14 protein-coding genes are annotated in these 24,130 nt (G+C 68.6%); 4 read left to right on the top strand and 10 right to left on the bottom strand.

The features are described from left to right. Positions 1 to 76 precede the first annotated feature (76 nt). Both B0293_RS04745 and B0293_RS04740 read left to right on the top strand, forming a co-directional pair. The gene (locus B0293_RS04745) at positions 77 to 1,738 is read left to right on the top strand and encodes an amidohydrolase (RefSeq protein WP_039919537.1); all 1,662 of its coding nucleotides are present in this window, start codon (positions 77 to 79) and stop codon (positions 1,736 to 1,738) included. Beyond that, positions 1,735 to 3,015, top strand: coding sequence for an MFS transporter (locus B0293_RS04740; protein ID WP_005166160.1), 1,281 nt, complete (start codon positions 1,735 to 1,737; stop codon positions 3,013 to 3,015). Before B0293_RS04745 ends, B0293_RS04740 begins: the two co-directional genes overlap by 4 nt. Here the strand turns inward: B0293_RS04740 and B0293_RS04735 are convergent. After that, positions 3,012 to 4,586 (bottom strand): succinic semialdehyde dehydrogenase, encoded by a 1,575-nt coding sequence (locus B0293_RS04735; RefSeq protein WP_005166161.1) that lies wholly within the window; start codon positions 4,584 to 4,586, stop codon positions 3,012 to 3,014. The two genes, B0293_RS04740 and B0293_RS04735, sit on opposite strands and share 4 nt — an antisense overlap. Positions 4,587 to 4,603: 17 nt before the next feature. Further along, positions 4,604 to 6,232, bottom strand: coding sequence for a GMC family oxidoreductase (locus tag B0293_RS04730; RefSeq protein ID WP_005166162.1), 1,629 nt, complete (start codon positions 6,230 to 6,232; stop codon positions 4,604 to 4,606). Between the two features lie 315 nt (positions 6,233 to 6,547). Between B0293_RS04730 and B0293_RS43645 the strand changes: the two genes are divergently transcribed. Beyond that, entirely contained in the window at positions 6,548 to 6,685 is a 138-nt protein-coding gene (locus B0293_RS43645; protein WP_005166163.1) for a hypothetical protein, read from the top strand. A 64-nt stretch (positions 6,686 to 6,749) separates the two neighbouring features. On the opposite strand, the gene B0293_RS04725 is transcribed toward B0293_RS43645, so the two are convergent. Then, positions 6,750 to 7,589, bottom strand: a complete 840-nt coding sequence (locus B0293_RS04725) for an LLM class F420-dependent oxidoreductase (RefSeq protein WP_039919539.1) — start codon at positions 7,587 to 7,589, stop codon at positions 6,750 to 6,752. 175 nt (positions 7,590 to 7,764) lie between these two features. Here B0293_RS04725 and B0293_RS04720 point away from each other — a divergent pair, with 175 nt between their 5' ends. Then, positions 7,765 to 8,103: a hypothetical protein gene (locus tag B0293_RS04720; RefSeq protein ID WP_005166165.1), complete on the top strand. Its 339-nt coding sequence runs from the start codon at positions 7,765 to 7,767 to the stop codon at positions 8,101 to 8,103. Here B0293_RS04720 and B0293_RS04715 read toward each other — a convergent pair. The 7 genes from B0293_RS04715 to B0293_RS43490 all read right to left on the bottom strand — a co-directional run bounded on the left by B0293_RS04715 (position 8,096) and on the right by B0293_RS43490 (position 24,114). Then, positions 8,096 to 8,764, bottom strand: coding sequence for a S1 family peptidase (locus tag B0293_RS04715; RefSeq protein WP_077241239.1), 669 nt, complete (start codon positions 8,762 to 8,764; stop codon positions 8,096 to 8,098). The two genes, B0293_RS04720 and B0293_RS04715, sit on opposite strands and share 8 nt — an antisense overlap. A gap of 76 nt (positions 8,765 to 8,840) precedes the next feature. Further along, positions 8,841 to 9,863: an LLM class flavin-dependent oxidoreductase gene (locus tag B0293_RS04710; protein ID WP_005166167.1), complete on the bottom strand. Its 1,023-nt coding sequence runs from the start codon at positions 9,861 to 9,863 to the stop codon at positions 8,841 to 8,843. A 386-nt stretch (positions 9,864 to 10,249) separates the two neighbouring features. Continuing rightward, a complete protein-coding gene (locus tag B0293_RS04705) occupies positions 10,250 to 11,299 on the bottom strand; it encodes a hypothetical protein (protein WP_005166168.1) in 1,050 nt (349 codons plus the stop codon). Continuing rightward, positions 11,296 to 15,690, bottom strand: coding sequence for a coiled-coil domain-containing protein (locus tag B0293_RS04700; RefSeq protein WP_005166170.1), 4,395 nt, complete (start codon positions 15,688 to 15,690; stop codon positions 11,296 to 11,298). Before B0293_RS04700 ends, B0293_RS04705 begins: the two co-directional genes overlap by 4 nt. After that, positions 15,687 to 16,427 carry a hypothetical protein gene (locus B0293_RS04695; protein ID WP_005166172.1) on the bottom strand — a complete coding sequence of 247 codons (741 nt, stop codon included), beginning with the start codon at positions 16,425 to 16,427 and terminating at the stop codon, positions 15,687 to 15,689. Before B0293_RS04695 ends, B0293_RS04700 begins: the two co-directional genes overlap by 4 nt. Further along, the gene (locus B0293_RS04690; RefSeq protein ID WP_143254485.1) at positions 16,424 to 17,971 is read right to left on the bottom strand and encodes a hypothetical protein; all 1,548 of its coding nucleotides are present in this window, start codon (positions 17,969 to 17,971) and stop codon (positions 16,424 to 16,426) included. Before B0293_RS04690 ends, B0293_RS04695 begins: the two co-directional genes overlap by 4 nt. 407 nt (positions 17,972 to 18,378) lie before the next feature. Beyond that, positions 18,379 to 24,114 carry a hypothetical protein gene (locus B0293_RS43490; RefSeq protein WP_005166178.1) on the bottom strand — a complete coding sequence of 1,912 codons (5,736 nt, stop codon included), beginning with the start codon at positions 24,112 to 24,114 and terminating at the stop codon, positions 18,379 to 18,381. Positions 24,115 to 24,130: the final 16 nt, after the last annotated feature.

Here is a 24,130-nt window from a genome sequence, read left to right as displayed (position 1 = left end):
TGCCTCACCAGCCGTCGTCGTTTACGTTCACCGCCGCGACCCCCGCCTTCACCGTCGAACCCCAGGAGTCCGCGCGATGCGCCTGTTGCCCCTCGATCGTTCCGTCCTCGACGCGACAGCGACGATCCTGCTTCCCGAAGAGCTGGTGACCGTCGACGACGCCACCGAAGGCGCCGCCGCGGTCCTCGTCTTCGGTGAGGAGATCGCCGCGGTCGGCTCGCTGGACGAATGCCGCGCCCGCGCCGCCGGCCTCGGCCGTCCGGATCCGGAGGTGCGGCGGCTGCCGGGCACACTCCTGCCCGGCTTCGTCGATCCGCACGCGCATCCGCTGATGTACGGGCAGATGATGACCTGGGTGGACTGCGGTCCCGAGCAGGCCTCGACCATCCCCGAGATCGTCGCGCTGCTGCGCGAGGCGGCCGACGGCACTCCGGCAGGCAGGCCCGTCCGAGGTTACGGCTACGAGCACCGCAACCTCGCCGAGAAACGCCATCCCCGCAAGGAAGAACTCGACACGGTCGCCGAAGACCGCGAGGTCTACCTCATGAACGCCAGCGGGCACGGCGGCGTCGTCAACAGCTTCACGTTGCGGCGCAACGGCGTCACGCGTGACACCCCGGATCCCGACGGCGGCGTGTTCTTCCGGGACGAGCACGGCGATCTCACCGGAGAGCTTTCCGACGCGGCGTGCAACATCCTCACCGGGGTCACCGGCGTCAAGGTCGGACGGCACGGGCCGAACTTCCACCTCGAGGACGAGCCGGAGGAACACGCGCGGCAGCTGGCCGCCGCGCAGGAGAAGTTCCTCGCCGCGGGCGTGACCGCGATCGGCGACGCGCAGGTCACGCGTCGCGAGTTCGACATGTACCTGCGGCTGGACGAAGCCGGGCGGCTCAAGACGCGAGTGCACATGTACCTGCTGTCGCACTTGCTCGACCAAGCCCTGGAAATGGGGCTGCACGGAGCTTTCGGCACCACCCGCCTCGCGTTCGCGGGCATCAAGTTCTACGCCGACGGCACGCTCGGCGGGTGGACCGCGTACTTCCCGGACGGCTACGTCGGCGACCCGTGCCGCACCGGGCAGCTCTATCACGACCCCGAGGACTACTCGGCGCTGATCGACAAGGCGCACGAGGCCGGGCTCCAGACCGCGACGCACGCCCAGTCCCCCGACGCGATCGCGATGGTGCTCGACGCCATCGAGGACGCGCAGCACCGAAATCCCCGGCCCGACGCCCGTCACCGGATCGAGCATTGCGGGCTGCCGTCGCCGGAACAGATCGAGCGGATGGCCGCGCTCGGTGTCCACCCGGTCAACCAGCCCCAGCACTACTTCAACTGGGGCGAAGGCGTCACCGACGCCGTCGGTACGCCCGGCGAGCGGTTCAACCCGCTCGGCGAGTTCCAGGCGGCGGGCGTGCCGGTCACGCTCAGCTCGGACGCCCCGGTCGCGGAGCCGAACCCGCTCGAAGCCATCCAGACAGCCGTGACCAGGACGACCCGGCGCGGCCACCGGCTCGGCGGTGACGAGTTGCTGATCGACGTCCGCTCGGCCGTCGCCGCGCACACCATCGCCGGTGCCCGGGTGCTCGGCCGGGAACGCGACCTCGGCTCGATCACCCCCGGCAAACGCGCCGATTTCGTGCTCCTGGGCGAGAATCCCCTCACCTGCGACCCCGCCCGGATCGCGGGCATCGAGGTGCTGGAAACCTGGATCGACGGCGAGGTGGCCCGATGACCGTCCGAACCGACACCCAGTCATTCCGTCGCGCGCGCCGGGCCGGTCTCGCGGCCTTCGTCGGCACCACCATCGAGTGGTATGACTTCTACATCTACGCCACGGCCGCGAGCCTCGTCTTCGGCACCGTGTTCTTCCCCGCGACGGGCGACCGGCTGACCGGGGTCGCGGCGGCCTTCGCCACCTACGCTGTCGGGTTCTTCGCCCGGCCGCTCGGCGGCATCGTGTTCGGGCACATCGGCGACCGCGTCGGCCGCAAGACCGCGCTCGTGGTGACCCTGACCATGATGGGAGCGGCGACCTTCCTGGTCGGCTGCCTGCCCGGGTACGGCCAGATCGGCGCGTGGGCGCCCATCCTGCTCGTGGTGCTCCGGTTCGTCCAGGGGCTGGCCGTCGGCGGCGAATGGGGCGGCGCCGTGCTCATGGCCGTCGAACACGCGCCGCCGGGCAAGAAGACCTTCTACGGTGCCTTCGCGCAGGCGGGGAACCCCGCGGGCGCGTTGCTGGCCACCGGTCTGTTCAGCCTCCTGAGCACCGGTGGCACCGAATGGCTCAGCACGGTGGGCTGGCGGATCCCCTTCTTCGCGTCCGTGCTGCTCATCGGGGTCGGGCTCGTCGTGCGCATGAAAGTCGAGGAGTCACCGGTCTTCGAGGAGAACACCGAGGACACCGGCGTCCCCATCCTGTACGCGGTGCGGACGAACTGGAAACCGATCCTGCTGGGCATCTGCGTGCTACCCGTCGCGGTCGGCGGCTACTACCTCGTCACCACGTTCGCGACGGCGTACGCGACCGATCCCGCCATCGGCGTCTCCGAATCGCTCGTGCTCAACGCGCTCACCATCGCCGCTTTCGTGGAACTGGCCGTGAGCTTCGGCGCGGCCTGGCTCGGCGATCGCTTCGGCCGGGTGCGGGTGGTCGTCATCGGACTTGTCGGCGTCGCCGTGCTCGCGGCCCCGCAGTTCCTGGTGCTCTCGACCAAGAACGCGGCGCTGATCATCGCGGCGTTCGTCGCGATGCGCCTGGCGATGACGGCGACCTACAGCCCGATCGCCGCCATCCTGTCGCAGATGTTCCGGCCGCGGGCGCGGTACACGAGCATCTCGCTGTCCTACCAGCTGGCGGGCGCGCTCTTCGGCGGTCTCTCCCCGCTGGCGTCGACACTGCTGTTCCAGGCGACCGGCAGTGTCTGGCCGGCGATCGGCCTGCTGATCGGCATGTGCGTGCTCAGCATCGCCTGCGTGCTGGCCGCGCCGCAGCACACCGACGACGTCTAGCGGATGCGGAGGCGCCGCATGAGTTTCAGCCCGGAAAGCATCCCTTCGACGTACTTCTCGTAAGTCTGGCCGCCTCGGGGACCCATGACCTGCTTCTTGAGCACCGCCACGTTCTTCACGTCGGTGTACTTGAGCAGGCCCTGGTCCCCGTGGCGGGCGCCGACGCCCGAGTTCTTGACCCCGCCGGACGGTGTCCCCTTGGCCGCGAACGCGGTGGCCAGGATGTCGTTGATGTTGACGTTGCCGGACTCGATCCGCGCGGCCACGGCACGAGCGGCGTCGACGTCACCGCCCCAGACCGAGGCGTTGAGGCCGTACTCGGTGTCGTTGGCGAGCGCGACGGCCTCGTCGACCGTGGCGTACTTGTGCAGCGCGACAACGGGTCCGAAGGTTTCGGTGACGCCGCAGAGCATGTCCTTCGTGACGCCTTCGAGGATCGTCGGTTCGAAGAACGCCGGGCCGAGGTCCGGCCGGGGCTTTCCTCCACAAAGGACGGTGGCGCCCTTCGCGACGGCGTCCTCGACGTGCGACTTGACGCGGCTCATGTGGTCGGCGGAGACGAGCGAGCCCATGTCCGGGCCGAAGTCGTACGCGGCGCGGACGTCGAGGGCCTCGGTCTTGGCCACGTAGGCGTTCTTGAACTCCTCGTAACGGGACTCCGGCAGATAGATCCGCTCGATGTGCATGCAGATCTGCCCGGTGTTGCCGAACGCGCCGAAGATCGCGCCCTGGACGGCCTCGGCCAGATCGGCGTCGTCGAGCAGGATCATCGGGTTCTTGCCGCCGAGTTCGAGGCAGCAGCCGATGAGGTTGCGGCCCGCCCGTTCGCCGATCACCCGGCCGGTGGCGGTGGACCCGGTGAACATCACGTAGTTCGCCTGGTCGATGAGCGTGGGTCCGACGTCCGGGCCCTCGCCGCACACCACCTGGAACAGCCCCTTCGGCAGGCCTGCCTGCTCCAGCAGCTCGATGCCGTACAGCGGGGAGAGCGCCGTCTTGTTGTCGGGCTTCAGCACGACCGCGTTCCCGGCCATCAACGCCGGAATGGCGTCGGAAATGCCGGTGGCGAAAGGGAAATTCCACGGCGCGATGATGCCGACCACGCCCTTCGGCTGCCGGACCTCGGTCGACGTCGTCAGGAACGGGACCGGCCCCCCGCGTTTGGTCGGCGCCAGCAGTTTCGCGGCCCGCGTGAGGTAATGGCTCATCACCATCGCCGGATCGCAGGTCTCCTCGATCGCCATCCGGCGGTTCTTGCCGCTCTCGACCTGGATGAGGTCGGTGACGGCCGGCGCGTTGTCGACGAAGAGCGTGTGCGCCCGCTTGAACACCTCCAACCGCCTTTTGAGCGGCGTGGCGGCCCACTTCTCCTGCGCGGCGCGCGCCGTGGCGAACGCCTGCTCGATGTCGGCGGGTGTCGACTGGGGCAGCTCGACGAGCAGGTCACCGGTATAGACCTCGGTGAGCTTCCAGGTCGTGCCGGACGAGCCCGGGACCCGGGCGACGAGCCGCCGCAGGAACGCGTCGGTCACCGACGCCGGGCGGGTGAGCGCGAGCGGTGTGACGGTCATGGCCCTCTTTCCGTGCGTCAGTTGTCCGAGAGCACGAGCTGCGCGCCCATCTCGCCGATCATGATGGCGGGCGCGTTGGTGTTGCCGCCGGTGATCGACGGCATGATCGAGGCGTCACAGACCCGCAGGCCTTCCACGCCGCGGACCTTGAGGTCGGGGCCGACGACCGCGAGCTCGTCGACACCCATCCGGCAGGTGCCGACGCCGTGATAGACCGAGGTCGCGCGGTTCAGGATCGCGTCGCGCAGCTCCTGGCCCTGGAGTGCCTTGCCCGGGTGGAGTTCTTCCTTGATCGAGCCGTTGAACGCCTTCGAAGCGAAGATCTCGCGGACCATCTCCGAGCCCTCGCCGAGTACTTCGAGATCGGCCGGGTCGGACAGGTACTGGAAGTCGATGAGCGGCGCCGCCGTCGGATCGGCGGAAGCGAGACGCAACGTGCCGCGGCTCTTCGGGTAGATCAGCGTGGTCAGCACGGTGAGCGCGGGCCGTTTGTCGACGTCGTGCCGGATCGGCGCGTCCTGGTTGGGCGTCACGTACGCCCACGGCAGGAGGTGCAGCTGGAGGTCGGGAATCTCGGTGGCCTGGGAGGTCTTGAGGAACGCGACCGCCTCGAAGACGGAGTTCGCCAGGAAGGTCGTGCCCGGTCGCATCAGCTCCTTGACCATTCCGGTCGCGAAGTACGGCGGCGTGCCCTTGTTCTTGCTCGACGACGCGCGGAAGGTCAGCGCGTGGAACATGTGGTCGTGCAGGTTGTCGCCGACCGGCAGGTCCGCGACGACGTCGATGCCGTGTTCCTTCAGGTGTTCGGCGTGGCCGACCCCGGACAGCATCAGCAGTTGCGCGGAGCCGACGAAGCCCGCCGAGAGGATGACCTCCTTGCCCGCGCGCAGGGTGCGTCGGCTTCCGTCGGAGTCGACGACCTCGACGCCGACCGCGCGGCCGTTCTCGATGAGGACCTTCTCCGCCAGCACCCCGGACTGGACCTGGAGCGTGGCGGGCGCGAGATCGTGGATGTAACCGCGCGAGGCGCTGTAGCGCAGGCCGTCGGCGGCGTTCTGCTGCATCCGGCTGACGCCCTCTTGCGACTCGGCGTTGTAGTCGTCGATGATCTCGCAGCCGATCGCGTCGGCGGTCGCCTGGACGAACTGCAGCGTGCCTTCCTGCGGGATCTTGTTGCGGGTGACCCGGATCGGGCCGCCCTTGCCCCGGAACTCGCTCTCGCCGTCCTCGAAGTCCTCCATCCGCTTGTACGCGGCGTTGACGCTGTCGGCGTCCCAGCCCTTGTTGCCCTCGGCGGCCCAGGAGTCGAAGTTGGCGCGATTGCCGCGCACGTAGACCATGCCGTTGATGGAGCTGGAGCCGCCGACCACCTTGCCGCGCGGCACCGGCATCCGGCGATCGAGAACATGTTTCTGCGGCACCGAGTAGTAGCCCCAGTCGAAGGGTTTCTTGAGCTGGGGCACCGCGTGCATCGGCCCGACCAGCCCCGGTTTCTTGACGAGCATCCGCTCGTCGGTCTTGCCCGCCTCGAGCACGATCACGCTGGCACCGGACTCCGCCAGCCTGCCCGCGATCGCCGCACCCGAGCTGCCCGATCCGACGACCACGTAGTCGGCCTCGTCGCCGCGCGCAGCCCTGTTCGCCATTTCCGCTCCTCGGTCCGCCCACCGTCCAGAACTATAACCTGTTCTAGTTCTGCCACCGTATAGCGAGACCGGCCGGTTACGCAATGGCGCTTCTCGTCGCACCCGTGGTCCACTTAGTCACATAGTTGAAAACTGGACCTAATCCGATTATTCCAGTCGTCGACCAAGTCGATCACGCCTGCGGATTCCGCAGCGACAACCGTCCTGAACAGTCATTTTCGACGACTTGCACACTTTCGGTAGTCTTGCCTGTTGCCAGAGTGACGGCGTCCCGTAAAGTGATTAATCGCAACGCTTCGACGGGGAGGTCGAGGGATGCGAGGGGTCGTACTACTGGCCATGGCGGGTACCACCGTGGCCTACGTCGTGCTGACGTTGGAAGTCTGGGCATTGCTCGTCGGATTCAGCACCTGTGCCGCCGCGACGCTGGCGTGCCTCGTGCTGAAGAAGTGAGTCCTGGACGCGCGAACGGCCTGCACGCGGACGGAAGGGTCCACGTGCAGGCCGTCCTGTTCGCTCAGCGCAGCGGTTCGAGCGCCTTCGCCAAAGGCTCCAGAACGGCGGGGGTGTGCGGCGGCGGCAGGTAGATGATCGCCAGGTCGAGACCCGCTTCGCCGAGGGCCTCGGCGTCCGCGGCAACCTTGGCGTAGTCGCCGTCCGCGCCGAGACGGACGTGCGAGGACAGCGTGATCTCGCTCGGATCCCGGCCGATATCCGCGCAGTGACGATGCAGGACCTCGCGCTTGTGCGCGAACTCCTCCGGCGTGCCGCCGACGAAATTCCAGTGCTGGGCGTACTTCGCGGCCGTGCGCAGGGTCCGCTTCTCGCCGCTGCCGCCGATACAGATCGGCGGGTGCGGCTTCTGCACGCCCTTCGGTTCGCAGCGGGCGTCGGCCAGCTGGTAGTGCTCGCCCTGGAACGTGGTGGTCTCCTGGGTCAGCAGCCCGACGAGGACCTCGCAGCCCTCCTCGAACCGGTCGCTGCGCTCCTTGATCGTGCCGAGTTCCATGCCGTACGCGCCGGATTCCTCTTCGTTCCAGCCGGCGCCGATCCCGATCTCCAGGCGTCCGCCGGACACGATGTCGAGCGTCGCGGCCATGTTCGCGAGCAGCGCGGGGTGGCGGTAGTGGATCCCGCTGACCAGCGTGCCCAGCCGGAGCCGTTTCGTGGCCTGGGCGAGAGCGGTGAGGGTCACCCACCCTTCCAGGCACGGACCGGTCGAATCGGAGAAAATGGGATAGAAGTGGTCGAAGGTCCAGGCGGATTCGAAGATTTCGATCTCGTCGGCGGCCTGCCAGACGGCGAGCATGTCGGACCAGACGGTGTCCTGGGGCGAAGTCTTGATGGCGAATCGCATGATCTTGATCGTAAACCTGGAGTTCCTCGAGCATCGGTCACCGATCGGGGTCGCCCGACCCACGATCAGGTCCGCCGCCGGCACCGGCGGGTGGACGTGCCCGTGAGGCCTATCGGAGATGTCGATCTTCGTCCTACCGTCGAAGAATCCCGACTTCCCGAAAGGACGTCTCCACATGCGTCGCGTTTTCCTTGCTGTCACAGGTGTTGTCGCCCTGTTCCTCACGATTCCGGCGACGGCGTCGGCGGCCGAAGGCGAATTCACCTACCGCTACTACGACGAGCACGAAGAGATCCAGGTGGGAGTCCTGGTGGATCCGCCCAGCGGCGAGTGCATCGAAATCCCCGAAATCGCCGACTGGGACGTCGACGCGTTCCGCCCACGCAACGACACCGACTCGACGGCGGTGGTGTTCACCGACGACGACTGCTCGAGTGAGGCCTACTTTTCGCTCCGCCCCAACGGTGGCCGCGGCTCGGACAGGCTTCTGCTGCGCTCGGTGGTCTTCAGCTAGCCCCGGCGAGGATCGTCAACCCGTAGGCCGACAGGACCCGGTTCACCGGGACGAAGTACGTGGTGCCGCCGCTGGAACAGTTCCCGCTGCCGCCGACCAGCACTCCCTGCGCCTGCGTTCCGCTGACGAACGGCCCGCCGTTGTCACCGGGCTCGGCACAGACGGACGTCCTGGTCAGCCCGGTCAACGTTCCCCCGGGGAAGGTGATCGTCTGGTTCTTCCCCTGGATGGTTCCGCACCGCCAGCCGGTGGTCGAGCCGTACCTGCACACCGACGCGCCGACCGCGGCTTCGGCCGAGCCGGTGATCGTCACCCGGCTGTCCGTGGGCGGAATGGATCCCACCAGCCGCCAGTCGGTCGTGTTGGTCACCCGGATGACGATCGCGCCGGTCGGTGGCACCTGGGCCGCCACGACCACCCCGACGACGCGACCCGCACTGCGGATGGTGTCGCCGGGCTGCCCACAGGCGGTACTCGCGATCAGGTAGCCGGTATTACCCGAGACGGCGGCGAATCCGGCCGTACACCGGGACGAAGCACTGTTTTGAAGCACGCTCCCGCCGCCGAGCGGGGCGGGAGCGTGCCCTTGCGCGGTCGGTGGCAAGGCCAGGCAGAGGGCCAGGACCAGGCCGAGAAGACAGCGGAATCGGGGCAGCCTCATGGGACCCTCCGATAGCCGGGGATTGCGTCGATCTTAACCGCGCCGGACTCCCCTGCCCATCGGCCGAATCGCGCATTCAGCGCCAGCCGAGCTCCGGCGCCACGTGCGTGAGAATGCTTTCCAGCACGTGCGCGTTGTACTCGACGCCGAGCTGGTTCGGAATGGTCAGCAACAAGGTGTCCGCGGCCTGGATCGCCTCGTCCGCCTTGAGCTCCCGCACCAGCTCGTCCGGCTCGGCGGCGTAGGAACGCCCGAAGATCGCCCTGGTCGTCTCGTCGATCATGCCGACCTGGTCCCGCGAGTCACGATCGCGGCCGAAGTAGGCGCGGTCAAGGTCGCTGGTCAACGCGAAAATGCTGCGGCTGACCGACACCCGCGGCTCACGCTCGTGACCGGCCTCCTTCCATGCCGCGCGGTAGACCTCGATCTGCTTGCGCTGCTGAACGTGCAACGGCTCCCCCGTCTCGTCGTCCTTGAGCGTGGAACTCTGCAGATTCATGCCCAGCTCCGCGGCCCAGACCGCGGTCGCGTTCGAACTGGACCCCCACCAAATCCGGTCGCGCAACCCCTCGGAGTACGGCTCGAGCCGGAGCAGCCCCGGCGGATTGGCGAACATCGGACGCGGATTCGGCTGCGCGAAACCCTCCCCGTCGAGCAGCTTGAGGAAGACCTCCGTGCGCTGCCGGGCCATGTCGGCCGCCGTCTGCCCCTCCGCGGGCCCGTAGCCGAAGTACCGCCAGCCGTCGATCACCTGCTCCGGGGATCCCCGGCTGACGCCGAGCTGGAGCCTGCCGCCGGAGATGAGATCGGCGGCGCCGGCGTCCTCGGCCATGTACATCGGGTTCTCGTAGCGCATGTCGATCACGCCGGTGCCGATCTCGATCTTCGAGGTCCGGGCCCCGATCGCCGACAGCAACGGGAACGGACTCCCCGCCTGGCGCGCGAAGTGATGGACACGGAAGTACGCCCCGTCCACTCCGAGCTCCTCGGCCGCGACGGCCAGGTCGATCGACTGGAGCAGGAAGTCGGCGGCGGACCGGGTCTCGGAGTGCGCACTCGCCGACCAGTGGCCGAACGAGAGAAAACCAATCTTCTTCACGCCCGTGTAAGCGCCCGATGCCCGGGTTTGATTCCCCTACCGCTCCGGTCTCGGAGCTGCGGGGCGAGCAGCCCTAGAACGCAGAAGAGCGGATGGTCTGGTTGACCATCCGCTCGCCCCGTAGGGTTAACGCGTGTGTCCGAGGGGCGTGTTGCTCACTATCCACACGCCTCCAGCTGCCTGGATGATGTCCAAGGGCGGCCCGTCAAGGGGTGGCAGGCATAGCGCTGATGTGGGGCGTTCCCCCTGGCGAGTGCTCAAAGGGGGACTTGAACCCCCATACGTGGGATATCTTCCGTGTCTGGGGAGATCATGCGCTCAGTGTAGCGCAGAGTCACCGGTCCCGATCGCTCACGACAGCGGTCCTGGCCAAGGCCCAATTTCGCTCAGGCGGCATCCAGCGCGGGAAGACGAGCCATCAGCAGCTCGTACCCCACGGCCTCCTGAGGGATCCGCGTACCGACCGTCAGCACGTTTTGGGCTTGCCCGGCCAAAGGTCCCATCCAGCCCGCTACCTGCGCGGCGACGTGCTCGGCCACCGGCTCAGTAGGACGTCGGTAGGACGTCGCGAACAGGAGGTTGTAGAGCGAGTACGCGGGCTCAACCACCGGAAGCCCCGCACGCTGGGAGTTAAGACTCGCGGTGGCCGGGATCTGCAAACCGTTGAGATCGACGTCGCCGAAATAGACGATCCGATCCGGCGGCGGAGACAGGAGCGGGACGGACAAGACCGCCGACGGAAACTGGCTACCCGTCCCGTAACCGACGTACCGAGCCGGGCCGCCGGCGGCAGCGCTGAACCGCGTGGCTTCGAGCAGCGACGTGTAGGTGTGATGGTTCTCAGCGATCAGCAGCGCGGTACCGCGCGGGTCCGGAGCCCCCGCCACCCACTGCGAGACGAAGGGAATAGGCACCTCGTGGCAGCGCAAGAGGTCCATCGTCAACGCGCCCGAGGTGAACAAGCGCGTCGACTTCAGGCGGTCCAGCCGCTTCTCGTCACCGAATAGCTCCAGCGAACGTTCGCGAACCGGCACGCTCGGGCGCGACGCACCTTTGTCGCGCAGGAAAACTGCGGCGATCTCGAGTACCCCGATCTCGTCGTCGCGGGCGGCGATGCGTCCCGCAGCCTCGAGGGCCGCCGGCCAAACTCGAACGTCCCGCGGCGCACGACCAGGGCGCCGGCGGGGCGGGAGACGTACCCACTTCGGCAGCGGAGGCTCCTCCCGCGTGTCGAAATGCTGACGCGACACGGGGAACGCCACCTGACCGGCCGCCACCAGCTCGTCCAGTGCCTCGCGGATTTCGCTTCGGGCGCTCGGCGTCGTAGCCAGACTTCGGTCGAAGGCGACCGCAGCCGCGTAGAGGTCAACCAACTCCACTCGCTGCACCGGTGACGCCGCGACGTGCTCGGCGAGCCGCCCGGCCAACGCGTTCACGAGTCGTCCTCGCGCAGGACTCGGGCGCGGGTGATACCGTCGTCATCTGCGGTGGCTTGCTGGTCTAACACCACGTAGCGCCGGTTGCGAAGCGAGCCGGGCGCATTGCGCATGCGAAGAACGTTGGGGAACTGGCCGACCGCACCGAGATCCTCCACGCCGGTCGTGTACACGAGCTGGACACCGTGCGCCGCCGCGACGTCCCGCTGCAGGCGCAGCAGGGCAACGTGGCTGGCCGTGCCGAGCGGATTGTCGAGGACGAGAGTCCCGCCGATGGCGGCCCGTCCGCGTCCGCGGTTGACCGCCCGCAGCCGCGCGAGCGTGCAGTAGAGCGCGACGCACACGGTCAGCTTTTCACCGCCGGAGAACTTGCCGAGGTGGGTGACGTCGACCGGTTCGACGGCAAGATCGCTGTTGGGCTTGAGCACCTTGACCGTGAACCCGCGCGGCGCGACCGCTTCGTGCACGCACTTCTTGAGGACCGCGAGCCCCTCCGGTTTCGTCTTCTTGTCCGCGACGATCCGGTCGACGACCGCGTCGATCCGGGCGTGCAGGTCCTCGTCCCCTGTCGGACGCAGGAAGCTGATCCGGAGGAAGTGCTCGTTCGCCCACCGCCCCAGCGTGCCGGGTAGTTTCGAGTATCGATGCGCGGACTCGAGGTTCGCGAGCACGTCCTTCACGAGGCCCGCGATCTCCCCGACCACGAGCCGCTGATCACGCCCGATTTCGGCGAGCTGGCCGTCGATCGTCCGGTACCGCACCCGCATTTCCTGCGCACGGGCCTCGGCGCGGTCCGCGAGCACATCCGCGTCGTCCCCGGTGAGGCGATCGCGGATCGCGCCGGGCACCTCGGCGAACCGGGCTTCCGCAGCGATCCTTCGGACCTCCGCGACCGACCTGGTGACACGACCGGCGGTCTCCTCGGCCTCCTTGTTGGCCATGTTGAGCCTACTGAGCAGCGAGTCGAGTTCGGCTTCCGGCTCGTCCCCGGCATAGGCCGGGACGTCTTCGGGCACCTCGACCGGAGTGGCGGCGCCGGCGAGCCTTTTGGCTTGCTGAGCGAACACCTGGGCAGCCGTATCGGCTTCGGACGCGAGTTTGCCCGCGTCCTCGGCCTCGCGGTTGAGCCGGGTCACCTCGCTGCTCATTTCGGTCGCCCGCTCGGCTTCCGCCGCCGCTCGTTCCCGGGCCTCCGCCTCGGTCGCGGGCTCGTCGTCGAGCGGGGCGTGCCGCAGCCGATCACGCGGAGTGCGCTGCTTGACCTCTTCCGATGCCTGGTTGAGTTCGGTCTTCGTCTCGCTCAGCTTCTGTTGTGCCTCGTTGGCCACGTCGCGGGAGCGTTTCCGCGCTGCTGCTCGCCGATCCATGTCCTGACCGTCGCCGGTCGCGAGCAGCTGCTGCGCGAGCTCGCGCGCGGATTCCGGGTACTCGGCCAGCGCCCGGTCCGCCCGTTTGCCTCGCTCGAGGTGTGCGGTGAGACGCTCGGCCAGCACGGATTGGGAAGCCACGGACTGCCATTGCGAGTCCAGCTCGGCGAACCGGCTGCTCAGCCACGACAACGGATCGCCGTCGCCGGTCACGACGGCCTCCCGATCGCCGTCGAGCAGGGTGACCTGGGTGGAATCCCGTTCGTACCGCTTCCAGTTCGCCTGGTGCTGCGAGGCCAGCGCACGAGCGGCTCGCTCCGCCTCCTGCAACTCCGACACCCGGCTCGCGGCCTCGTCGGCGATGCCGGTGTGGACCTCGATCTCCTTGTCGAGCTGCACTATCGCCAGCTCGATCCCTGGTCGTTCGGCGGTCCGCTTCGCCAGCGTGTTCAGCCGTTCGATCCGCTGCGCCAGCAGGTTCAGCTCGTCGCTCAAAACGATTTCGGTCGCCGCGTCTTCCGCTTCCTGCTCGTCCAGCTCCTCGATCTGCGCCCGGACGACCTGATCGGCATCGCTCATGCCCGAGATCGCCTCGTCACACTCTTCGACGGCCTTCTCCAGCGCATCGAGGTGCCCCGCCGGGCAGTCTTCGAGCAGCGACTCCAGCGTCGCCAGCAATGCTCTGTCCGACTTCGCCTGTTCCTGCAGCTCAGCGATCCGCCGGTCCTGGTCACGCCTGCGCTCTTCACGGTCTGCTCGCGCGTGTTCCGCCGCATCGCGGTCATAGAGCGCGGGTTCGCTGGGGAAAACCGAGTGTGCCGGCGGCGTCGCGGTCACCGCCCGTTCGAACTGCGTGACGGTGGATACCGCGATGTGCGCGACGGCGTGCCACGGCATCGAAGCAAGAGCTCGGCGGGCATTCTCTGCATCGCCGTCGGCGACGACCACACCGGCGGCGAGTTCCGCGACGCCGGGATTCTTCAGCACTGATGCACGCTCGGACTCGGTGACCAGGTCACGCAGGATCTGCCAGCCCGGCCTCGCCGGTACCTCGTCCGCCACGAGCACCTCCGCGGCCCGTTCGGCGTCGCGCGTGGTGGGCAAGAAGTCGTCGGCTTGGAGCCCGTCCAGCGCGCGGTTGTCCTCGGCAGCGTCCACCCGCGTGGCCACGACGGCCGACTCGGCGGCCGACGCCTCCCGGGTGAGTGCCGCCCGCAAGTCCGCGGCCTCGGTCCACAGGTCGAGGCGAGCTCCGGCGGCCAGCTGGGTCAGCTCGGCGAGCCGGACGTCCGTCCCGAGTGCGTCGGCCCTGGCCACGAGCTTGCGCCGGTCGTCATCGAGGCGGTCGCGTTCGGCGCTCTTGGCTGCGCGATCGGTCGCCAGCTTCCGGCTCTGCTTTTCAAGCCCGCCGCGAACCGGAGGCCGGGCCTCACGCCGCTTCCGCACCCGGCCTCGCAGATCCTCCTTCTCGCGGCGGTTCTGCTTCGTCTCGGCCAGGACGGTCGCAGGATCGACCTGATCGTCCGGGAGATCGCCCAGCGTCACGGCGACGGCCACCTCGTCGCGGATTTCGATCAGCCGACCACGAGCGGTTTCGGCACGCACACCCGCCTCGGACGCCAGTTTCCGGTTCTGCTGCTCTCGAGCACCTTCCGTCTTCGCGTCCGCTTGCGCCTCACCGGCTGCCGTATCCGCAATCGTTTTGGCTTCGCGTTCTTCCCCGGAGAGCTGCGCATAGCGGGCCTTGAGCGTCACGGCGGCGTTGTCACGGGCTTCCCGCAACGGAGCGGTCTCCCGGTCCTCCTGAGCGATCTGCTGCCGCACGTCCTCCGCGTGAAGGTGAGCTTCGACCCGATCAGCGAGATGCACCACGGCCTGCCACGCCAGGTCCTTATTGTTGGCTTCGCCCGCGGTGGTGGTCGCCCTTTCCCACTCAGCCTTCGCGGTCTTCTTCCGGTGGTTCGCCGCGACCCGGTACAGCTCGCTCGCGATGTCGTTGACCCGGCTGCGCTCCCGATCCAGCGTGCGAGCGCTGTTCCCCAGTCGGTCCGCTTCTTCTGCCAGCCACTCCCGGTCGCCCTCCCGCGACGAAGCCGCGGTACGGAACGCTCCGGCAAGCTGGGAAGCGGAGGAGCGGGCTCCCGCAGCCGCCTCAGCCGCCGCCTTCGCCAGCATGTGCCGTTCGGCGAGCCGCTCCAGCCTGCCTTCCAGCTCCCCGCAGAATTCCCGGTCGACGAGCAGGCCGGGCTTGCGCGCGAGCACGTCGACGACCTTCCGCAGGTTGTTCGCGACCAGGTCGGGCTGCGTGCTGTCGACCGTCAGATCGATCAGGAAGTCGATGAACTTGTCCGTGGTCGCGAATTCGAACAGCCCGGCGACGCCGCCCTCGGAATGGTTCATCTGCTTCTGGTAGGCGAACACCGCCGGATCGAGGTTCCGCGCGGTCAGCGCGTCCGTCCACTCACCACGCTGGCGGGTGATCACGAACCTGAACTGCTGAGGATTGGCCGCCGCGATCTCCTTGAGCACGTTCACGAACTCGGCCATCGTCCGCGTCCGGCCGGATTCGTCGCGCAGCGGCAAACCGAGCAGGTCCAGTACACCCGGGACGGCGAAGAAGCTGTAGTACCAGCCCTTGAGCTTCTCGCGGTCGCGATCCGGGTCGGCGGGCTTTCGCCGTTCGTCCCATTCGTAGACGGCGCCGGTGACCAGCCGGGCTGGCCGGCTGGCGTCGCTGCCGGGCTGGGCCACCCATTCCGCCACTGTATGGCTCGTGTCGCCGGAGGACACGTAGTCCTCGATGTGCCGCTTGACCGTCTTGCCCATGAAGTCTTTGCGCAGCGGGAGCAACAGCGCGAAGAAAAGAGACAGCAGGCTTGACTTCCCGCCGCCGTTGCGCAGCCAGAGAATCGAGTCGACTGGTGCTCGCTCGCCCGCCGTCGAGACGTCCAGTGTCAGATCCGTGAAGCGGGCGGCACGGTCCCCGACGTTTGCGAGGCGGAAGGACGAAAGCTGGTAGGTCACGTCCCCACCACCGGAGTGTGGTCGCCACGGCGCCTCGCGGCCAACAGCTCGTAGGTCGCGTTGCCCGCCAGCTCACCGACCTGGATGCGGAAGCGTTCGAGGAGTTGGAAAGTCTCGGGGCCGCGGTTCGGCGCCAGCCGCGCCAGGCCTTGGTCGACCATCCAGTTCAAGACGTTCGCGACCCAATAAGTGGAGGACGCGGCCGAGCGACGTCCCTGTCCCTTCCCCCTATCAGCCTTATACCCGGGAGACAGTCGGTCATACGTCCGCCATGCTTCTTCGAACGACACATCTTCCAGCATTTGGGGTTCCGGTGCGCGCTTGAGCCGATCGCACGCGTCGCGGACGAACCGTTCGATCTCGTCGACCGACACCCACCGAACGCGGTCGTCGTCGAAGTCGGCCGGGACCGGGAACACGTAAGCCGCGATGGCCGCGCTGATCAGCCCGACCAGCAGCCGGTGGGCCACTGTGCTCACGTTGGGCAGATCCGTGAGCCGGTACGCGAATACCGATTCACGGCGCGCGCCCAGCACCAGGCCGAGCTCGCCGGCGGCCAGCACTTGCAGGTCCAGCCCGTCGAGGACACTGGTCACCGCGTTGTGGAATTCCGCGTCCTCGCGGTAGCGCCCGAGCAGAGTCCGGTAGTCGGAATCGGCGCCGGGCCGCTGCTTCGGGCGGAGCGCGCAGCCGATGAGTACGCCGACGTCCGAAAGATCCTGCTGGCCGAGCGTCATGACACCTCCTGAACGGAAGTCGCGGCCCAACGGGCGAGTGTTTCTTCGTCTTCGGCCACGATCAGGTCGTCTCCCGACCAGCCCGGTACGTCGATCAGGGTGCCGTCGGCGTCGACCACCGCAGCCGGACCGAGGATGCGGGCGGCGGTGTCGACCGCGGTGGAGAAGTCTTCCGCGCTCTCCGGGGCGTAGGTCCAGAGCGCGGCGAGCGCGACAAGTCGCTCGACAGCACCTCGATCGAGCTCGCCAGGCAGGTCGGTGGCTCGGACGGCGAGCAGCAACACCGACAATCGGGCGGGCAACGGAACGGAGTCGACCACAGCCGTAGCGGCCGCCAGGATCTCGGGCGAGACCGCGGGCGGGTCCGGGTCACCAAGTTCTTCGTCGTCGAGCGGTGGTTCGTCGATCCGGGGCTCTCGGCGCGGTGCGAGCAGGTCGTCGACCAGGTCGGCGAACCGCACGATCCGGGGCACCTGTGGCCCCGCGGCGAACACGGCGAACGCTTCGGCCGGTTCCGCAGCGTCTTCGGCGGCCATGGTCAGCAGCGGCAGGAACACGCCGTCGGCGATGTCCGGGTTGCGCAACCCGCCGATCGGCCGGAAGGACTGGCGAAGCTGTTCGTCGAGGAAGATCGTCCGCGCGCCGACCAGCCTGCCGTGCAGTTCGGTGTGCCGGCGACGGCATTCTTCAAGCAGACCCGCGATCCGGGCGGCCGCCGCGGTGATCGCAGGATCCGCCTCCGCCGTGTCGAGGGCGCTCCGGACGTGGTCGAGCAGCCTGCCCTCCGCGCCGAGCCGCTCCTCGAGATGCACCCGGTTGCGCTCGAACTGCGCCGGGACGTCCCGGGCCCAGCGGTCGAGGACTGTACGGATGTCGCGCACGGTGTCGGTCAGGAGCGTGCGCAGTTCGTCGCTGTAGCGCACCGACAGCAGCCGCGACCGCTCCGCGGCTTTCTCCGCCTGGCCGAACGCCCCTCGCTTGAGCTGCCGGTCGAGCATGAGCTCGACCGCGGCCTGCTCGTCCTCGACGTCGAATTCCAGCCCGCCGACCAGCGCGTTGATCGCGTCCGCGGACGCTCGCAGCACGTTCACGCCCCGCTGCTGGTCTTCGTGCTCGCTCAGCAGCCGGAACTCCACCGCAATCGCCCGGTGCTGCACAGATCCGTCAGGTTCGAGCGAGAAGTCCGAGACCTGGTAGGCGAACGGGGCTTCGCGTTCTCGGCGGTTCAGCAGCGCATCGATGACGTACCGTGCGACCGCTTCGTGTTCCTCGGAGGGCTGCTCGGGACATGCGCTCGCCGCCAGCCTCGCCAGGCCGCTGACAGCCTCGTCGTAGGTCACTTCTTCCTCGAAACCCTGCCGGGAGATCACCGTGTCGATGGCGGCGAGCGCAAGGGTGACGACGTCGTAGTCGTGGGTGCCCCAGGACTGCCGGCTCGCATTGTCAGCCGCATCCGCGACCGGCCGGGCTCGCAGGAGTGCCCGCACCCGCCCGCCAAAGGCCTCGTCGAACACGGCGCGGCCCACGGTCCGCGGAGCACTCATCTTGTGCCACCCCCTCGGTGCGTGGATGCCCGGAAGATCGGCTACGAGCGCGTCACCGTTACGCCGCCGACTCCTATCAGCCGACGTCGAGTCGCGAAGCCGCAAGCTCGATGCCCGCGGCGTTCCCTACCCGTCGAGAACGCCTCCCGCAACGCCTCGTCGTGCTCAAGGGTTCGTTCTCGACGTTGTCCGCTGATCTCCTCTCGCGCAGCGGTGTCATCGCGAGCTGCCGGAGGCCGGCCACGTCCCCCGGCCCCGGTCGCCCGTAGCAGGTCCGGCACGACTACGGTGGGCCCGTCCCGCCACGCCGGAACGCGGGGAAGCCATCTCCGCTCCCCCTCAGTGAGTGTTCTTTCACCGTAGCCAGCACCACCGACAATTTTGGCCAGGTGGCGGCTCGCCGGCTATCAGTCAGCAACGCCTCGGCGTGACGTGGAGAACACACGCCAAGCCGCCGCGATGACCGGTTCGGCCTCCCACATGCCGTCTTGTGGTCGCTCAACGAGCACGTCCAAGTTGCGCAGAACGTTCATGGTCGCGGCTCCTCCGTGGTCGTCAAGAAGCGCCAGGAGATCGTCGGTGGCGAGGGCCTCGTCGTAATTCACGAACTCGCCGAACGCGTCTGCGCAAGCGGGCATCGTGGCTAAGCCAACCGCGTCGACCAGTTCTGCCGCGCCTTCCGGCCGGGCGAGCTGCTGGCGGATCTTGTCGCACACCCGCCGGGCACTTCGCGCCTCCCCCGCGGCCAGCTCCGCAGCTTGGTTCAGCAAGTTCGTCCAGCCCCCGGTGATCTGGAGCAGCTCTGCCTGACTACCCGAGTCGCTGAAGGACGTCGTCAGGTTGTCCGCTCCGAACCACGAGCGGAGCCCGTCCGCAGAGACGCGGCGCAAGGGGACAACGAGGTCGGCGAGATCGGCCCGATCCGAACCACAGGTCGCGGAGAACACCTCGCCGGCGTCGGCGCTGACCAGCGCGACCACCGTGCGGGTCACACCGGCGATGGGCAGCAGCTCGAGCGCCTGGTTGACCGCGGTCCAGGCGCTTTCGACCTTCATCCCGCCCAGGTCGCAGAACACGACCCGGTGCGGGTCGCCGGGCTTACCGCCGCGAAGTTCGCGCCGATAGCTCTCCGGAGACGTCGCCTTCTCCAGAGTGAACCGCGCTCCGACCCGGCGGTCCTCCTCCTGGAGCAGCTGCTCCACATGGTCGGCGCCCGTGGCGCGGCTGCCCAGCACCAACCGGAGGCGATTGGAGCGTTCGATCAGCGTGGCGAACTGCTTCTCGGTCAGTGGGGCGGCCAGGCCGTCGGCGACCGTGCGGCGGGCATTCTCGGCGGCGAGCCTCGTCGGAGCCCGCCATTCCGAGCCGAACAGCTCGTCCTCGATGTCCTGCGCCGAACCCAGCAGGCGCAGGACGTTGCTGGAGCGCAGCCGCCAGCCTCCGTCCGCCGCGGCGAGCACGCCGAGTCCGCTCATCTCCTCCAAGAGCGACCGGAACTCGTCCGCTCCTTGCCCGGTGAAGCCGGCGGACCACCAGGAGTGGCATTCGTCGCGCAGCTCGCCGGTCGCCATCGTTCGATCGGCACCGTGCTCGAGTGCGGCCAAGGCCACCACGAGGGCGATGAGCTTGTACCGCGAGTCGAGGTTCAGGGTCAGCTGGACTGCTTCTCGAACCTTCTGCCGGACTGTTTCTGATCCGATGACCCGTTCGAGCTCGTCGTCGTTGATCACGTAGCGCGGGTTGTCTTCGCGTCGCTCGTGCGCGGACCGCACGAGCGCTTCCCCGACGAGCTGCAGGAGCTTGGGCTGGTAGTTGCAGTACGCCAGGACACGGTGGATGAGCTCGTCCGACGAGAACGAGATGCCCAATGTTTCCATCGGCGTGAACATCAGCTGGTAAGCGGGTTCCGGGGCCAGCGGGCCGATCGCCAGCGCATCCCCGAAGTGGGCGGCGGCGAGCGGCTGGTTCGGCAGCTGCGCGAACCGCTGAACCTGGTGCAGACCCGCGAAGACCGGCTTGAACCGGCGTTCCGTCGAATTCATCAGGTCACGCAGGCGGGTGGTCGTCGCGAAGCCGGTCGTGGCGTCCGCGTCGAAGAACTCGTCGCTTTCGTCGAGCAGTAGCACCAACCGTCGTTGGGCATCCGCACCCAACCAGGTCTTCACGACCCGTTCGGCGTGCTTGGCCGCATCCCGTCCTCGTTGGCCCGGCGCGGTGATCCCCCGCTCGGCGAGCCCGGCGACGATCATGTCCCAGAGCGCGTCCGGCTTTCGCGTCACGCCGAATCCGGGCAGCGAGAGATACACCGCGATGTTGTCCGGCGTGACCTCGAAGCGGCGAGCCGCCGCCTGCAGCACCGCCGACTTGCCGAGCTGCCGTCCGCCGTAGAGCAGGTTGGCCCCGTGCCGCTCGAGGATGGCGGACCGCTCCGCTTGCCGGCCTTTGAACATCTCGCTCGGCACGTTGCCCGTCGCGTGCGGGTGGTACGGGTTGGTCGTCGCGAAGGGCAGGAGGATGCGTTCCGTGGCCGCGAACCGGCCACCGCCATAGGCGGCGAGGTAGGCCAGTGCCATGTCGTCGAGCATGATCACCGGCTTTTCCGGCCGGGCCGCGGTGGCTTTGCTCAGCGCCCGTCGCTGACTCGCGGAAAGCGTCCCGAATACGGCGACCAGGACGGGCGCGTCGCTCGTGTCCTGTGTGACCCAGGCGAAGAGCGTCCGGACGTCGGGTGCGTTCCAGCACAGCATGAGCCGCAGCTGGTCACCGGCCAGGGAACCGAACGCCGGGATCAACGCGTCGCCGACCCGTTTCACGCCGCTCAGCTCGACCCAGCGCCGGTTCGGCCCGTCGGAAAGGCCAGCCGGGCGCTCGGCGGTGAACTCGATCCCGGCCAGCCGGAGTGCCTGGGCCAGCGCGGGCTTGAACGCCCGGTGTCGCCGATCTCCACCGAGGTCGAGCCACGCATGCAACCCGTCGGCCGCCGCAATGCGTTCCGCCGGGGACAGCGGCCCGAAGTCCAGGCAGTCCGCGAGGACAGTGCCACTCTCGGCGGCCTTCAGCGCGTCGCGCACCACCGTAGCGGTAAGGGTGTCGAGCGCAGTGAGGAACCGAGGCAGGTCAGGGGATTCCGGTGCGCTCGGCGGCTCTTCACCACCGAGCGCGACGAGCAGGTACTCCTCCGCGGTCGCGAGATCTCCGGCGTCGATCCGGGCGCGGATGCGGTCCGCGGCGTTCTCGGGGACGAGCTGCCCGGCCTTGTTCAGCTCGGAGGTCACCCGTTCCCACAGTTCCGCCTTGGCCTTCGCCGCGTACTCGGGCAGCCGGCAGTCTATCTCGTCGAGTAGCCGGCGTACCTGGTCCAAGTCGTCACGGTCCGGCCGTGCGGCTTCGAGCTGGGCCAGCACCTCGGAGCGCGCCGATTCCAGGAGCTGCCCCAGCCGGGCGGATTTCTGGACCCGGCCTCCGATCTCCGTGGCCAGCCCGCGCACCTGGGCTCGTGATCGGGCCACGGCCTGTTCGAGCCGGTCGAGCAGCGGGGTCATGTCCCGGCCGGCTTCCTCGGCGATCGCGTCGACGATCGTCCGCGCGGCGACGAAATCCTCGATGGCCAGCCGCTCGTCGAACGCGGTCTCCCAGCCGGTGCGGTCGGCGAGCCGGATGTCATCGAGCGTCATCGGCCGGGCCGGGACGAGGTCGGCGCTGAGCCGCAGCGGAGCACAGCGCAGCAGGTCACGGTTCAACACTGCGCGCGGGTCGGGCTCGGCACCCCTCAGGCTTTCGCCGTCGAGCATGTCGATGCTCTGTTCGAGCAGAGCCAGGCAGGCAGCTGCCGCGGCCGCCAGCACGGGGTCCGCACTTTCGTGACGCAGGACATCGAGCTCGCCGGAGGCTCCCTCCCGTTCCTCGAGCACCCGAGCGCGGAGCTCGGTCACCTGCGCGGGTACCGGGTGGGTCCCGTGCGCGGCGCTGGCTTCGGCTCGCACGGCGTCGACCCACACCCGCACCAGGTCGAGCGACTCCACGACTTGCTCGATGATCTTGCGCCGGGAAGCGCCTTCGAGCGACCGTGAACCGGAGCTGCGCAGGCTGTCGTCGATGGTCTTGAGCTCGGCGACGAGATCCTGGCGCCGGCTGAGCTTGCGCAGCGTTCCGACCGCAGTCTCGATGTCTTCCCGCCGGTCAGCCGCCGCAATGGCCACCGCCCGCCCGACCAGCCCGTTCGGTGCCCACCACGTTTCCGCGATCTGGTTGGCCCGCGGGAACCGCAGGTTCCTGCTCCGGTCGCGGTCGGCGGCCGCGGCCTCCGCCGCGGCGGCGATGTCGTTGTCGGCAACGGCGATCGGGGCCAGCTCGGCCAGCAAGGCCTGGTTGTAGAGCAGCCCGCGCGCGGAGGCCTTTCCGATCGCCGACGTCAAGGCGGTCAGGTGAGGCTGGCGCTCGAAGTGCCCGCTCAGCTCGTCCGCCAGTTCACCGGCATGGGGATCGGCCATCACCAGCGCCGCACGTACGGCCGCCGTCAGCAAGGCCAGCTGGGCGGCCTGATGACCGTCGAAGCCGTGCAGGTCGAGGTTTTCGAGCGAGTCCCGGAGTTCCTTGGCCGTGGTACCCGATTCGGTCCGGACGGCTGTCGCCAGCGTGAGCAGCCGGGTCGCTTCGGCGAACTGGTCGTCTCCGATGATGTCCGCGGCGTGGTGGGCCAGAGCAAGCTTGCCGGCCCCGAGCAGTTCCGCGGTCAGTTGCCGGCCCTCGGTGTCGGCTGCCTGATCGGCGTCGTCCGGCTGATCAGTGGGAGCTGATACATCGGGCGTGGCAGCTTGCTGGGCGGGAGGTGCCACCGCGAGCGGCGCGGGCCGCGGTTCGGGTTCCGGCACCGGCACCGGCACCGGCACCGGCGTATCACGCGGTTCCGGCTCGCCGTCCGGGCGGAAGCCGAGTCGGCCCATGAGAGCGATCACGAGTAGTGGCTGGAGGTCGCCGGGCAGTGCCGCCTGCGCCGTCTGGTGGAGTTCGACCGCCACGCCGGGTTCCCCCGCGGCCGCGGCGTCGACCAGGCGGGCCAATGCCGTCAAGCCCTCGGCCCGGCTTCGCCGAGCGTCGTCCCAGTCGTCGCTTTCGAGCAGCTCACTCGCGGCGCTGCGGACGCTCGCGATCATCTCCCCGTACTCCGGCGGGCCCTCGAGACCCTCGAAGCGTTCGAGTTCGGGGTGTTCGTCCGGCCGGCTTGCTCGCTCGGCCGCCTCCTCCAGCTTCTCGGCCAGAACCAGGCAATTTGCGAACTCCGATTCCGAACTCGCACCTTCGAGAAGGGCTTGCGCCGATTCGGCCTGCGGTCCGAGGGCCGCGATCGTCGCAAGGTCTTCCGCTGACGCGGTCCGGGAATCCGCCAGTTCAGCGGAAACCCTCGCTGCTGCGCGCTGGGCCTCCGCGAGGGCTTCCCGGAGCTGCTCGGCCGTCTTGAACAGCTCGTTCACCTCAGGCGCCGGAACGGGAAGAACCGTCACTGCCGCGCCTCCGCTCACAGCTTCGAGCTTCCGGCAAGCAGCAACGACAGCGTCGACGAGCTCACTCGGCCAGCTGGGCAACGCAAGCTTGCTGCGCAGCGCGATCCGCAGCGCGGCCACTGACGCGGGCCCGCGCTGCCAGTCGGCGAAAACGGTCAACCGGACCGCGCTCGCCTGAGCCGGATCGTCGGTCAGTGCCTGCCGCAAGCCATCGTCGTCGTGGCTCTCGCACCATTCGGTCAACGCCGGGGCCAGCGCTCGACGCACCGGCGACACCAGAAGCTGCAAAGCACGCATGCGCCGCTCCTCGGGCCAGGCCCGAAGGCGGGTGAGCCCGTCACGCGCGGCCATCGGCGTCGGCCGCTTCGCCGGGGGGACACGCAGGTCGCGCAGGAAATTCGTGCGGTTGGGATTCGGCAGTCGCCAAACCAGCCGGGAAAACTCCTCTGCCGTCACGAGGTCGAGCGCCGTCTCGACGACGTCGCCGAGCCGGTCCAGCAAGCCGGCCAGCTCAGCCTGAGAACGCAGACGTGCGGCCTCGTCCGGGTCGGTCGCCGTGGCGGCCTCGGATAGGAGCTCGGTGGTCCCGAGCGGTCCGCCGAAGTCCGTGTCATGACGGTGACGCCGGTGTGGAGCGGCCATGGTCGGCCACCTTCCT

This window comes from Amycolatopsis azurea DSM 43854 (genome assembly GCF_001995215.1).
Lineage (GTDB): Bacteria > Actinomycetota > Actinomycetes > Mycobacteriales > Pseudonocardiaceae > Amycolatopsis > Amycolatopsis azurea.
This window is presented reverse-complemented; position numbering and strand designations above follow the sequence as displayed.

Bases quoted from the DNA above. Each gene is read 5' to 3' on its own strand.
- B0293_RS43490 (WP_005166178.1), bottom strand. From the start codon at position 24,114: ATGGCCGCTCCACACCGGCGTCACCGTCATGACACGGACTTCGGCGGA.
- B0293_RS04715 (WP_077241239.1), bottom strand. From the start codon at position 8,764: ATGAGGCTGCCCCGATTCCGCTGTCTTCTCGGCCTGGTCCTGGCCCTC.
- B0293_RS04730 (WP_005166162.1), bottom strand. From the start codon at position 6,232: ATGGCGAACAGGGCTGCGCGCGGCGACGAGGCCGACTACGTGGTCGTC.
- B0293_RS04695 (WP_005166172.1), bottom strand. From the start codon at position 16,427: ATGACGCTCGGCCAGCAGGATCTTTCGGACGTCGGCGTACTCATCGGC.
- B0293_RS04690 (WP_143254485.1), bottom strand. From the start codon at position 17,971: ATGAGTGCTCCGCGGACCGTGGGCCGCGCCGTGTTCGACGAGGCCTTT.
- B0293_RS04745 (WP_039919537.1), top strand. From the start codon at position 77: ATGCGCCTGTTGCCCCTCGATCGTTCCGTCCTCGACGCGACAGCGACG.
- B0293_RS04740 (WP_005166160.1), top strand. From the start codon at position 1,735: ATGACCGTCCGAACCGACACCCAGTCATTCCGTCGCGCGCGCCGGGCC.
- B0293_RS04725 (WP_039919539.1), bottom strand. From the start codon at position 7,589: ATGCGATTCGCCATCAAGACTTCGCCCCAGGACACCGTCTGGTCCGAC.
- B0293_RS43645 (WP_005166163.1), top strand. From the start codon at position 6,548: ATGCGAGGGGTCGTACTACTGGCCATGGCGGGTACCACCGTGGCCTAC.
- B0293_RS04735 (WP_005166161.1), bottom strand. From the start codon at position 4,586: ATGACCGTCACACCGCTCGCGCTCACCCGCCCGGCGTCGGTGACCGAC.
- B0293_RS04720 (WP_005166165.1), top strand. From the start codon at position 7,765: ATGCGTCGCGTTTTCCTTGCTGTCACAGGTGTTGTCGCCCTGTTCCTC.